Here is a 12,212-nt window from a genome sequence, read left to right as displayed (position 1 = left end):
GACCTGCTCCCCTGGGAAGAGGGCTCGCATTCCATCTTCGCCCGCAAATGAAGCTTAACTCAGGCGGCCTCGACAAGCCGGATCAGCGTCTCGCCATAGTGGCGCTCGTCGACAACTGAAAATCCCGGTCCCGGCTCGAAAGGCGCCGCCGCTGCCTCCTCGACCACGCACAGCGCGCCGGGACGCAGCCAGCCGCCTTGCTTGGCCGACCTCAGCGCGCGTTCGCCAAGACCCTTGCCGTAAGGTGGATCGGCGAAAACGAGGTCGAACGGCGCCAGCGTGCCGGCCTCGCCCAGAGCCGTCGCGTCGCGCCGGAATATCTTGGTGCGGCCGGTCAGGCCGAAGGCCTCGACATTGTCGCGGATCAGGCCGCGGCCTTCGGCCGACTCCTCGATGAAGACGCCATAGGACGCGCCGCGCGATAGCGCCTCGAGCCCGAGCGCGCCTGTGCCTGCGAACAGGTCGAGCACGCGCGCGCCCTGCAGCCGATCGGCAAAGCGATGCGCCAGCACATTGAAAACAGCCTCGCGGGTGCGGTCGGTGGTGGGGCGGATGGCGCTGCCGCGGGGCGTCGCCAGCGGGCGCCCGCGAAACTCGCCGCCGACGATCCTCATTTCGCCCTTGGACCCTTGGAACCGCCGCGCGGCCGCTCGCCGCCGCCACCCGGACGTTCGCCACGCGGCTTGCCGAACGGCTTGGGGCCGCCCGGCTTGCCGCCGGGCTTGCCATAGGCCGGCTTGAAAGACGCCTTGCGGGCCTTGGCCTCAGCGGCTTTGGCAGCGTCCGCTTCCGCCCTGCCCTTGCCGATTGGGCGCGCGCCCGGCGCCATCCAGACATTGGCCTTGCGCTGGCCGGGCGGCTCGATCGGCCGCTGCTCGCGCTCGGATTTCTTGCCGCCCGGTTTGCCGCCAAAACCACCGCGCGGCTTGTCGCCGAAGCTACCGCGTTCGGGTCTCGGGCCGCGGTCGCCAAAGCTTTTTCCGGCCTCGCGCCTCTGTCGGGGCTGGTCGACAGTTTGCCCAGCGCCTCGTCACGGCTGCCTTCGCGGCGCTTGCGGTTCTTGATCAGGCCGCCCTCGCCGATCGGCCGGTGGTCACCCTCGCGCGAAAATCTCGGCCGCTCGGCCTCCTCGCGCCGCGGCTCGCCCCGCCGCACCGGCAGGTTGGAAAACGGCTTTGTTATCTCGGCATCGAAATTGGCACCGGATTCCTCTATCAGGCGTTCGCCGAGCTGATCGCGCAACACCTTGCCCTTGATCTCCAGCACATGGCCTTCGGGGAGCTCGTCGAGCTGGAACGGGCCGTAGGAGATGCGGATCAGCCGCGTCACGTCGAGGCCGAGCGCGCCGAGAATGTTCTTGACCTCGCGGTTTTTGCCCTCGCGCAAGCCGATGGTCAGCCAGGCGTTCGAGCCTTGCTCGCGATCGAGGCTCGCCTCGATGGCGCCATAGAAGACGCCGTCCACGGCAATGCCTTCGCGCAAACCCGCAAGCGCACTTTCCTCGACCTTGCCATGGACGCGCACCCGGTAACGGCGCAGCCAGCCGGTGGCCGGCAGTTCGAGCACGCGAGACAGGCCGCCATCATTGGTCAGCAACAGCAGGCCTTCGGTGTTGATGTCGAGCCGGCCGATGGTCATCAGCCGGGGCAATTCAGCCGGCAGCACATCGAAGACGGTCTTGCGGCCCTCGGGGTCGCGGTTGGTGGTCACGACACCGGCAGGCTTGTGGAACAGGAACAGCCGAGTGCGCTCGATCGGCGGGATCTCCATGCCGTCGAGATGGATGATGTCGCCCGGCATCACATTGAAGGCCGGCGAAGACAAAACCCGGCCGTTGACCTTGACGCGGCCGGCCGCGATCAACTCCTCGGCGTCGCGGCGCGAGGCAAGCCCGGCGCGAGCCAGCCGCTTGGCGATCCGCTCGCCGGCTTCCTCGGGCGCCTCCGCAGGACGCGGACGGGACTTGAAACCGCCTTGCGGCCGGTCGGCAGCGAAATCGCGCTTCGGACGGTCAGAGAAGTCGGGCTTGGGCCGATCGGCAAAATCACGCTTAGGACGATCGAAGCGTCTTTCACCCGTCGCACCTTCAGCCGCCATTGGCAGCTCGCCGTGCGGTGCATACGGCTTGCGCGGGCCTTCGCGGTTTTCATATGGCTTGCCTTGCGGACGCGGACCCTTGTTGAAGAGCCGCTCCGAGCGCCCGCCTTCCCCGTTTTCGCGCGGCTTGTACTCACGCTTCCGTGGCCGTTCGCCATCGGCGGGCATTGGACGCTCGCCGCGCGGTGCGTAGGGCTTGCGCGGGCCTTCGCGGTTTTCATAAGGCTTGCCTTGCGGACGCGGACCCTTGTTGAAGGGCCGCTCCGGGCGCTTGCCTTCGCCGCCTTCGCGCGGCTTGTACTCACGCTTCTGGGGCCGTTCGCCATCGGCGGCCATCGGCCGCTCACCGCGCGGCGCGTAGGGTTTGCGCGGCCCTTCGTGCTTTTCGAAGGGCTTGCCGCCGTCGCCACGCTTGGCAAACGGTTTCTTGGCGCCGAAGGCTGGCTTGCCGCCTTTGCCGGCATCGCGCCCACGCGCGCCCGCCGGTTTCGGACCGCTTTTGCCCGGACCCTTCTGGCGCGGAGATTTCTTGTCGTTGTCGTCCATGTGGCCTTTGTCCGTTTGCGCTGCTACAGCGTGGCGCATCCTTTCGGGCGCGCAACGAACGCTGTAGCATTTTTGATTTGGCGCATGATCATTTCCGAAAACCGTACCCGATTTTCGAGGTTATGCGCTCAATAACAGGATCACCGTCGAGTGGCGAGGAGATAATCGGAATGGAAACCCGCGTGAAGCGGCCCGATTTCATGGCGCTGGCGCTGGAGGAGGCACAAGCGGCAGCCTCGCGCGGCGAAGTGCCGGTCGGCGCCGTCATCGCCAGCGCCGGCACGGTCGTGGCCAGTGCCGGCAACCGCACCCGGGAGCTTGCCGATCCGACGGCCCATGCCGAGATGCTGGCCATCCGCGAAGCCTGCCGAAGGCTGTCGAGCGAGCGGCTCACCGGACACGATCTCTATGTGACGCTGGAGCCTTGCGCCATGTGCGCCGGCGCCATCTCCTTCGCCAGGTTGCGCCGGCTCTACTTTGGCGCCGCGGACGAAAAGGGCGGCGCGGTGTTCAACGGCGTGCGCTTCTTCGCTTCGCCGACCTGCCATCACACGCCCGACATCTATGCGGGCATCGCGGAGGCCGAATCGGCCCTGCTGCTGAAGGATTTCTTTCGGGAACGCCGCGACTGAACGGGGTGCGATACCCGTCAGCAAAGCAAATGCGCCCCGCTTTTTACAGGGACGGCAGCCAGTCGAACCAGCCACCCTTCTTGCCTTCCGCCTCTCTTCTTCAGGCGGCGTTCCTTTTTGTACTCGTCTTCGCCGAGTTCGTTTTGCGGCGCCGTGCCGGATGCGACGCGATAGGCAAGGGGCGGTTCGCTCAGATATTTGCGGGTATTCGGATCGCCCTGCTTGCTTTCGGCAAGGCGGCGCTGGATATCGGCGGCGCGGCCCTTGTCGGAATCGGCAGGCGTCCAACGCGGCGGGTGACTCGAGCCGGATTCTTCCATCGCCTTCTTCACCGAGGCGGGATCCGTCTGCACGTCGTCGACGATCTGCGACTGGTAGGACGGATCATCCTGGTGTGCGGTCGCGTCGGCGCGCAGGCGGGCACGGCGCTGCTCGGGCGATTCTGGCCATTCGGCGCTTGCGGTCTCGATGCTATCCTGTGGCGCCGGCAGCGCTTCCTTCTGACCAGGCGCCGGCTTCACCAGGGTCGGACGCGGCTTGTAATCGATGTGTTCCTTCCGCTTCGGCGCGAACGAAAAAGCGCCCGTGAGATCGCCGGCCAATTGTTCGCCGGCGGTCTTGTCGGTGCCGTAGGTCGGAGAACCGACACATCCGGACAGAGCGAGCCCCGATGCGACAAGCGGCGCCAACAGCGCGAGGCGCGCGTTAAATCTCTCGGTCATGCCAAAAAGTCCCACTCTAGACAGCCTCTCGATCGCCGCCGGCCCCAAGGTCCGGTCCCCATGTCCAAGTACTTGCGACGAAAATCCGGCGACAATTTGTCTTCCGGAGTTTCGCGTGTTTACCTCAACCACTCGTTAAGGGCAACGCGCGGACGGATTTGCACCGCCCGGCGTGGCATTTGTGCACCGATATGCCTGGCCTTCAAAGCCGGCCGAGCGCCCTAAGCTCATGCAGCACGGCGGCGTCGCGCGCCGAGACATCGGGAAAGGCAGGATCCTGCCCGACATCGGCGGTGTAACGCCATGACCGCGCGCATTTGACCAGGCCGCGGTCCTCGGCTTTTTCGATCACCACGGCGACGCCCTTCACGTCTTCGAGCGTGAAGGCGCCTTGTTGCGCCTCGCCATGGGCGATGACGAGATCGCTAGTGATCGCCATTTCGGCCATGTCGACATCCGATATCGCCGCCTCGAGCGCCGCATCGTCGATGGTAACGACGGGCACCGCTTCCAGCGACGAGCCGATCACCTTCTGGGCACGCGCGATTTCCAGCGCACCGGTGACGACGCGGCGCACCTGCCGCACCTTACGCCATTTTTCCGCCAGCGCCTCGTTCTTCCAGTTTTCCGGGATTGCCGGGAACTGGTCGAGATGTACCGAGACGGCATCGGGATGGCGGTCGAGCCAGGCCTCTTCCATGGTGAAGGGCAGCATCGGCGCCAGCCATCTTACTAGGCAGTCGAAAAGGTGGCGCACCACCTGCACCGAGGCCTTGCGCTTCGCGCTCGACGGCGCATCGCAGTAGAGCGCGTCCTTGCGAATATCGAAATAGAAGGCCGACAACTCGACCACCATGAAATCGAGGAGCGCACGGGTGATGCGCTTGAACTCGAAGGCATCGTAGCCCTGGCGCACCACCTCATCGAGTTCGGCGAGGCGATGCAGCATCAGCCGTTCCAGCTCCGGCATCCCTTCCAGCGGCACCTCCTCGCCATCGTCGTGGGCGAGCGTGCCCAGCATCCAGCGGATGGTGTTGCGCAGCTTGCGGTAGGCGTCGATGTTGGTTTGCAGCACGTTCTTGCCGAGGCGCTGGTCTTCCCAATAGTCGGTCGTCACCACCCACAGGCGCAGGATGTCCGCGCCGGACTGCTTGATCACGTCCTGCGGGACGACGGTGTTGCCGAGTGACTTCGACATCTTGCGGCCGTCCTCGTCCATGGTGAAACCATGGGTGACGACGGTGTTGTAAGGTGCCCTGCCCCTGGTGCCGCAGCTTTCGAGCAACGAGGAGTGAAACCAGCCGCGATGCTGGTCGGAGCCTTCGAGATAGACATCGGCCGGCCATTTGAGGTCCGGACGATCCTCCAGCGTGAAAACGTGGGTCGAGCCTGAATCGAACCAGACGTCGAGGATGTCCGTCACCTGCTTCCATCTGGAGGCATCGTGATTGCCGAGGAAACGGTCCTTGGCACCGGCGGCGAACCAGGCATCGGCGCCTTCTTTCTCGAAAGCGTCCATGATGCGCTGGTTGACCGCCTCGTCCTGGAGCACATTCCCGTCGGCGTCGGCGAAGACCGCGATCGGCACGCCCCAGGCGCGCTGGCGCGACAGCACCCAGTCGGGCCGTTCCTCGATCATGGCGCGAATGCGGTTCTGCCCCGCCCCTGGCACGAAACGGGTGTCGTCGATCGCCTTCAGCGCACGGCTGCGCAGCGTCGTGCCGTCGCCGAGGTCCTTGTCCATGTAGACGAACCATTGCGGCGTGTTGCGGAAGATGACCGGTTTCTTCGACCGCCAGGAATGCGGATAGGAGTGTTTCAGCCGACCGCGCGCGAACAACGCGTTGCGCTTGATCAGCTCATCGATGACCGCTTGGTTGGCATTGCCCTTCTTGCCGTTGTCGTCAAGGACGCGCGCCGCGCCACCCTCACGATCCGGACCGAAGCCCGGCGCGTCCTTGGTGAAAAAGCCGGCATCGTCGACGGTGAACGGGATCGCGGTGTCGACGCTGCGCGCGCGCAGGTCCGGGGCCGCGTCCATCCAGGCGTCGAAATCCTCGCGACCATGGCCCGGCGCCGTGTGAACGAACCCGGTGCCCGCATCATCGGTGACATGGTCGCCGGCAAGCATGGGCACCGGAAACTCATAGCCGCCTTCAAGACCCTTGAAGGGATGCGAAAGCGTAAGACTTCCAAGCTCTTGCGCCGACACGCTGCGAAGACGATTCAAGGTGACTTTGGCCTTGACCGAAGCCTCTTCGGCCAGTGTATCGGCAAAGATCAGCTTTTCGCCCGGCTGCGGGCCGAAGGCGTTCTCGGCTGCCGTGACCTCGTAGAGGCCGTAGTTGATGCGCGGCGAATAGTTGACGGCACGGTTGCCGGGGATCGTCCAGGGCGTCGTCGTCCAGATGACGACGTGGGCCTGCAGCAGATCGAGAGCGCCCTCGGTCAGTGCGGCCTCTCCGTCAGCGACGGGGCGCACCAGACTGGCGACGGGGAACTTCGCCCAGATCGTATCCGACTCATAATCCTGATATTCGATCTCGGCCTCGGCGAGCGCGGTGCGCTCGACGACACTCCACATCACCGGCTTGGAGCCGCGATAGAGCTGGCCCGACATGGCGAATTTCAACAGTTCGCCGGCGATACGCGCCTCGGCGTGGAAGGCCATGGTCGTATACGGATTCTTGAAGTCGCCGATGACGCCAAGGCGCTGGAATTCCGCCCCCTGAACGCCGATCCAGTGAGCGGCGAAATCCCGGCATTCCTTGCGGAATTCGTTGACCGGCACCTCATCCTTGTTCTTGCCCTTGGCGCGGTACTGCTCCTCGATCTTCCATTCGATCGGCAGGCCGTGGCAGTCCCAGCCGGGCACGTAATTGGCGTCGCGGCCGCGCATCTGGAAGGAGCGGTTGATGACGTCCTTGAGGATCTTGTTCAGCGCATGGCCGATGTGGATGTTGCCGTTGGCATAAGGCGGACCGTCATGCAGCACGTATTTCGGGCGACCGGCGGAGGCCTCGCGCAGCTTGCGGTAAAGATCCATCTCCTGCCAGCGCTTGACCAGCACCGGCTCCTTCTCGGGCAAACCGGCACGCATCGGGAAATCCGTCTGCGGCAGGTAAAGCGTCTTGGAATAGTCGATCGTTTCAGCTGTATCGGTCATTGGTCTGCCATTGTGGATTGCCCGGCGGCAAGGGAGCTCGGGCCTGAACTATCATGATCTGGAAAAAGCGCGAGGGGTCGCGCGCAAGATTCCCGGCGGCTCCGACAGCTCTCAGGCCGTCCGGAACACCGGGCTGGTAATTCGTATCGTAATCGCGACGGAACGCGAGACCACTGTCATGGCCGCGCTTTTAAACGAGGTGGGCCAGCTTGGAAAGCCCGAACTCCAAGGCACTCGCCTTGCCGCTTGTGCCAATTGCGCATATATGTTTGGGCAAATGGCACCGGAGGCGCGTCATGTCCAATCCGCATCGCAAGGTCCACGTGCCGGCTGCCAGACGGGCCGCCCGTAAGGAGAAGGTCGAGCTTGCGCAGGATGGCTTGGTCCGGGATGCCGCAACGGGGCAATTCCTGGTCAGCTTCACCAAGGTGGAAGAACTCCGCCACCGTGGGTTCAGCAATGACGAAATCTACAAGATCGTAGGATCGCGGCGCACTTTGGCGCGCAGGAAAGAACGCAATGAGAAACTGAGTATTGCCGAGTCCGATCGCGTCATGCGCATCGAGCGCATTTCCACAATGGCGGATCGTGTTTTCGGAGACCACGAAAAAGCGCAACGTTGGTTGCGCAAACGCAGCCGGGTGCTCAACGAAGCGCCTATCACGCTCCTGCAGTCGGAAACCGGTGCTTCCCTGGTGGAGGAGGAACTGCATCGCATCGATTATGGCATTTTCGCCTGACGATGCGTCTATGGCGTATCTCCAACTTCGCCGACCTGTCCGGCCGGGGCGGCATGCTCAGCTCCGGCCGTTGGAACATCAAGGGCACCGCCATTGTGTACTGCGCGGATCATCCCGCCACGGCGCTTCTTGAAATTCTCGTTCATGTCGACGTGGAAGATTTGCCGCCCACGTTCCAGCTCCTGGAAATCGAAGTGCCTGACGGCGTCTCCATTGCCGTCCCCGATTTGCCCGAGGGCTGGAAAGACAATCCGGCCAAGACACGCGAGATTGGCAGCGATTTTGTCAGTGCCGCCAGCCATCCAGTCATGGAAGTTCCTTGCGTGATCGTTCCCTTCGCCAGAAACTATATTCTCAATCCCGCCTTGCTGGAACGCGAAGGCATCGCCATCGTCGGCACCACAAGTCATCAGATCGATACGCGATTGCTGGAATAAGGCCGGTACCGGCTACATCTTGAAATCGAAGCGATAGGTCGTCGATACGCCGATCATGAACTGGTTGCGGTCGCCGCGCTCCTTGACCAGGCTGGAATCGGCGGCCGGGCCTTCGAGGCGTGAATATTCCCCGAACAGGCTGGCGGTCATCGGGTCGGTCACCTTCCACGTCACCGCACCGCCAAGGCCGACCGATTTCAGGCCGCCGCCGGGATTATACTGGTTCAACCCCGAGGCCACGGCTTCCTGCGCGTCGACGCCGTAATAGGCGTCGAAATATTTGGCGGAGGCGAACGAGACGCGCGGCCCGCCAGAGATCCTGACGGTTGGCGTCACATCGTAGAAGGCGTCGGCGGCGATGTCGGCGACGAAGCCGTTATGGGCGCGGATGCCGTGCCGCAGCTCGGCACGCGCACGTATCCAGTCCGTCGGATAGAATTCGAAGAAGCCGCCCACCTCGCCGCCCCAGCGGACCGGATCGAGGCCCTTCAACTCGTCGGCATCGCCATCGTCGCGCGAGAACAGGAACTTGCCGGTCAGGCCGGCGCGAACGCCGCCGTCATCGACCAGCGCCAGCGAAATGTTGTCGTTGCGTGAGGTGAAGCGGGCCGCCGGGCCAGCCTTGCCCAAGGAGATGATCGGCGAGGCGCTGAGCAGGTACTTCTTGCCGCCCTCGAAATTGGGCGCCACCATGCCGGTGGCGCCGACCGTCAGATACCAATCGCCGGACAGCCAGCCGAAGGCGCCCTCGCCGGCATCGGCCGCACCCGAGGTAGCCAGCATGACGGTAGCCAAGGCTGCAGAAATTTTCCCGACCGGACTCATGGCTACCCCATTAACACGATACGATTGTCTTTCGGTCACAGCTTTGAAGAGGCTTTGGTAAAATTTGATTTAAGGTCGAGACGTCCGGCTCGCATTGCTTGCACCATCCGGCCGCCGTCGGCTGGACGCGGGTCGGCACCAAGGGTAACTTCATCCCCTGCTGGCGGTCCTCGATGGAGATGGCGACATGACCCTGCACGGCGATGCACTGAAGAACGCGATCGGACAGACGCGAGGAAAGTGGGGGTGGTTTGTTGGTCTGGGCGTGTTGCTGCTGATCCTCGGCGGCATTGCCTTCGGCAACCTCTTCATCGCCACGGTGGCTTCCGTCTATGTCGTGGGGTGGCTGATGCTGGTGGCCGGCATCATCGAGATCATGCATGCCTTCGGGGTCAAGACGTGGGGCCGCTTCTTCTACTGGCTGCTCAGCGGATTGCTCTACGCGGTCGCGGGCTTTTTCGCCTTCGACAACCCGCTGCTGGCCTCGGCGGTGCTGACCTTCTTGCTGGCCGTCGCGCTTGTCGCTTCCGGCGTGCTGCGCGCCTGGGTCGGTTACAGCCACCGGCCTGAGCGCGGCTGGGGCTGGATCGTCGCGGCCGGCGCCATCAGCGTGATCGCCGGGTTGATCATAGCTATGGGCTGGCCGGTCAACAGCGTATGGGTGCTCGGCCTGTTCCTGGCAATCGACCTGATCTTCCAGGGTTGGACCTTCATCGCCGTCGGTCTGGCGCTGAAAAAGTAACGTCTGATTCGAGCATGATCTAACCCGAAAACCGGGCGCCACTTTTCGGGATCATGCTCATTTTGTTAAAGCATGATCTTGCCCGAAAACCGCACTCCACTTTTCGGGACCATGCTCATTTTGATAAAGCATGATCTTGCCCGAAAACCGCACTCCACTTTTCGGGACCATGCTCATTTTGTTAAAGCATGATCTTGCCCGAAAACCGCACTCCACTTTTCGGGACCATGCTTCAAAAAGCCATGGCCGCGTCGAGTTGCGAAAGCGGCTTGACGCCGGCCAGCAGTGCTCTCGCCTCGGCCTCGTCGCGCTTCATCTGCGCGACCAGCGCATCAAGCCCGTCGAACTTGACCTCGCTGCGCAGGTAACCGAAGAACGACACCTGGCAGATCTCGCCATAGAGGTCACCGGAAAAATCGAAGACGAAGGTTTCCAGAAGCGGCGCGCCATCATCGTCGACGGTCGGACGGCGGCCAAAGCTGGCAACGCCATCATGCAGCCTTCCGTCGGCGCGGCGAAAGCGAACGGCATAGATGCCTTCCCTGAGGGTGGCCTCGGCGGGAAGCCTCATGTTGGCGGTCGGAAAGCCGAGCGTTCGCCCCAGTTTCTGGCCGCCCGCGACTTCGCTCTCCACCGTGAAGCGATAGCCGAGCAGGCCGGCGGCCTCGGCCACCGCGCCTTCGCAAAGCAAGGCGCGGATGCGGCTCGATGAAACCACCTCGGCGCTTTCGTCCCGAAATGCATCGACCAGCGTGACGCCGAAGCCATGGCGCTCGCCAGCCGCCATCAGATAGGCCGGCCCGCCCTGGCGGTCCTTGCCGAAATGGAAATCGAAGCCGGTCACGGCATGGGTGATGCCAAGCGTTCTCTCAAGCACGTCGGTCACGAAAGCTTCCGCCGATAGCGAGGCGAAGTCGCGCGTGAAAGGCTGTTCGACGAGCGCGGCAAAGCCCAGCAGCGACAGGAGCCGCGCCTTCATCGGCGGCGGCGTCAGCACGAACAGCGGTATCTCGGGCCTGAATATCTTTCGCGGGTGCGGTTCGAAAGTCAGCACCAGCGCCGGCACGCCACGCCGCCGCGCCTCCGCCAATGCCCGTTCGAGCACCGCCTGATGACCGCGATGGACACCGTCGAAATTGCCGATCGCGACAACGCCGCCGCGCAAATCGGCGGGCAGCGGCGCGGTTGCCGAAAGGTGCTGGAAAGCGTCCATCGCCATCTACCGCAGCCTGGGAATGACGGCCACTGGATGATAGCCGTGCCTGTCAAGAAACGCGGCGAGCCTTGCGGGATCCGGTTGCGATGCATCGCCATAGTCGCGGGCATGAATGCCGCCTGAGACATAGAGAACGTCGAAACCGTTGTCGGCCGCGCCCTTGATATCGGTCAGCATGCCGTCGCCGATGGCCAGCACCTGGCGGCGCTCGACCGGCCGGCCAAGGATCTCCGCCACCTCCTTCATCGCCACATCATAGACGGGCGCATAAGGCTTTCCGGCGATCAACGTGCGGCCGCCGAGCTGCGCGTAGTCGCGCGCCAGGGCGCCGGCGCACCAGATGATGCGTTCGCCGCGCTCGACCATGATATCCGGATTGGCGCAGATGAAAGGCAGGTTCCTGGCGCGCAGCCGCCGCAGCAGCCCCGCATAATCTTCGGGCTTCTCCACTTCGTCATCGAACAGGCCGGTGCAGACGACGCCGGATGCCTCGAACTCCTCGACGAGATCGACGTCGAGCCCGTCATAGAGGGTGAGGTCTCGCTCGGCGCCGATATGGAAGATCTGTCGCGGGCCTTCCACGATCAGGTCGCGGGTCACGTCGCCCGAGGTGACCACGCGGTCGTAGGCCGATGGGGGAACGCCGATGACGTTCATCTGGGCCACGACGTCGGCGCTGCGGCGCGGCGAATTGGTGATCAGGACGACGGGAATGCCGGTCGTACGTGCTGCCGCCAGCGCCGACGCAGCCGCGGGAAAATGCCTTTCGCCATTGTGCACCACGCCCCAGACATCGCAGAGAATGGCCGAATAGTTCTTCGACAGGTCTTCGAGCGAACCGATGGTGTCAGGCGAGGCCGCCATGCCGTATCCTTCAGTCATGATCGTTGCGGTGCCGCAGCCGACGGTTCGCCGCAGCCGGTTGAATTATCCGAACCGGCCCAGCCTGTCACCAGCTTTCGCCCTTAACCGGACATCCGCCACCGTTCACCGGTTGGTTAACGAGCTTTGAAGGTGAGGCCTGACCTTGGATATATTCCAGAAACCTGAAATTTAACGATTTATGACACCGTCCCCAATGACTATCGA

The 12,212-nt window shown here is 63.7% G+C and carries 10 protein-coding genes and 1 pseudogene; 4 read left to right on the top strand and 7 right to left on the bottom strand.

Annotation, left to right across the window (positions count from 1 at the left end):
* Positions 1–59 precede the first annotated feature (59 nt).
* Positions 60–614: a 16S rRNA (guanine(966)-N(2))-methyltransferase RsmD gene (gene rsmD, locus ACIU1A_RS08080; RefSeq protein WP_140624605.1), complete on the bottom strand. Its 555-nt coding sequence runs from the start codon at positions 612–614 to the stop codon at positions 60–62.
* Positions 611–2,643, bottom strand: a pseudogene (locus ACIU1A_RS08075) (pseudouridine synthase). The gene rsmD and the pseudogene ACIU1A_RS08075 overlap by 4 nt, the downstream one beginning before the upstream one ends.
* A 182-nt stretch (positions 2,644–2,825) precedes the next feature.
* Between ACIU1A_RS08075 and ACIU1A_RS08070 the strand changes: the two are divergent.
* The gene (locus ACIU1A_RS08070) at positions 2,826–3,275 is read left to right on the top strand and encodes a nucleoside deaminase (protein WP_404927877.1); all 450 of its coding nucleotides are present in this window, start codon (positions 2,826–2,828) and stop codon (positions 3,273–3,275) included.
* A gap of 17 nt (positions 3,276–3,292) precedes the next feature.
* Here ACIU1A_RS08070 and ACIU1A_RS08065 read toward each other — a convergent pair whose 3' ends face one another.
* Entirely contained in the window at positions 3,293–4,045 is a 753-nt protein-coding gene (locus ACIU1A_RS08065; protein WP_404927039.1) for a hypothetical protein, read from the bottom strand.
* Between the two features lie 154 nt (positions 4,046–4,199).
* Entirely contained in the window at positions 4,200–7,163 is a 2,964-nt protein-coding gene (ileS, locus tag ACIU1A_RS08060) for an isoleucine--tRNA ligase (RefSeq protein WP_404927038.1), read from the bottom strand.
* Between the two features lie 296 nt (positions 7,164–7,459).
* Here ileS and ACIU1A_RS08055 point away from each other — a divergent pair, with 296 nt between their 5' ends.
* Together ACIU1A_RS08055 and ACIU1A_RS08050 are read left to right on the top strand one after the other, a co-directional pair.
* Positions 7,460–7,903: an antitoxin Xre/MbcA/ParS toxin-binding domain-containing protein gene (locus ACIU1A_RS08055; protein WP_140557104.1), complete on the top strand. Its 444-nt coding sequence runs from the start codon at positions 7,460–7,462 to the stop codon at positions 7,901–7,903.
* A gap of 2 nt (positions 7,904–7,905) precedes the next feature.
* Entirely contained in the window at positions 7,906–8,340 is a 435-nt protein-coding gene (locus ACIU1A_RS08050; RefSeq protein WP_140494233.1) for an RES family NAD+ phosphorylase, read from the top strand.
* Between the two features lie 12 nt (positions 8,341–8,352).
* Here the strand turns inward: ACIU1A_RS08050 and ACIU1A_RS08045 are convergent, their stop codons facing one another.
* Entirely contained in the window at positions 8,353–9,123 is a 771-nt protein-coding gene (locus tag ACIU1A_RS08045) for a MipA/OmpV family protein (protein WP_224519163.1), read from the bottom strand.
* A 229-nt stretch (positions 9,124–9,352) separates the two neighbouring features.
* Between ACIU1A_RS08045 and ACIU1A_RS08040 the strand changes: the two genes are divergently transcribed.
* The gene (locus tag ACIU1A_RS08040; RefSeq protein WP_140521651.1) at positions 9,353–9,907 is read left to right on the top strand and encodes an HdeD family acid-resistance protein; all 555 of its coding nucleotides are present in this window, start codon (positions 9,353–9,355) and stop codon (positions 9,905–9,907) included.
* Between the two features lie 232 nt (positions 9,908–10,139).
* Here ACIU1A_RS08040 and ACIU1A_RS08035 read toward each other — a convergent pair whose 3' ends face one another.
* Complete coding sequence (locus ACIU1A_RS08035; RefSeq protein WP_404927876.1) at positions 10,140–11,120, bottom strand: bifunctional riboflavin kinase/FAD synthetase; 981 nt, start codon at positions 11,118–11,120, stop codon at positions 10,140–10,142.
* A 6-nt stretch (positions 11,121–11,126) separates the two neighbouring features.
* Entirely contained in the window at positions 11,127–11,987 is an 861-nt protein-coding gene (locus ACIU1A_RS08030; protein WP_404927875.1) for a TIGR01459 family HAD-type hydrolase, read from the bottom strand.
* Positions 11,988–12,212 lie beyond the last annotated feature (225 nt).

It is taken from the genome of Mesorhizobium maamorense, from assembly GCF_044998965.1.
GTDB lineage: Bacteria > Pseudomonadota > Alphaproteobacteria > Rhizobiales > Rhizobiaceae > Mesorhizobium.
This window is presented reverse-complemented; position numbering and strand designations above follow the sequence as displayed.

Excerpts from the sequence above, each read along its gene's own strand:
- rsmD (WP_140624605.1), bottom strand. The coding sequence starts at position 614 with ATGAGGATCGTCGGCGGCGAGTTTCGCGGGCGCCCGCTGGCGACGCCC.
- ileS (WP_404927038.1), bottom strand. The coding sequence starts at position 7,163 with ATGACCGATACAGCTGAAACGATCGACTATTCCAAGACGCTTTACCTG.
- ACIU1A_RS08055 (WP_140557104.1), top strand. The coding sequence starts at position 7,460 with ATGTCCAATCCGCATCGCAAGGTCCACGTGCCGGCTGCCAGACGGGCC.
- ACIU1A_RS08050 (WP_140494233.1), top strand. The coding sequence starts at position 7,906 with ATGCGTCTATGGCGTATCTCCAACTTCGCCGACCTGTCCGGCCGGGGC.
- ACIU1A_RS08045 (WP_224519163.1), bottom strand. The coding sequence starts at position 9,123 with ATGCTGGCTACCTCGGGTGCGGCCGATGCCGGCGAGGGCGCCTTCGGC.
- ACIU1A_RS08040 (WP_140521651.1), top strand. The coding sequence starts at position 9,353 with ATGACCCTGCACGGCGATGCACTGAAGAACGCGATCGGACAGACGCGA.
- ACIU1A_RS08035 (WP_404927876.1), bottom strand. The coding sequence starts at position 11,120 with ATGGACGCTTTCCAGCACCTTTCGGCAACCGCGCCGCTGCCCGCCGAT.
- ACIU1A_RS08030 (WP_404927875.1), bottom strand. The coding sequence starts at position 11,987 with ATGGCGGCCTCGCCTGACACCATCGGTTCGCTCGAAGACCTGTCGAAG.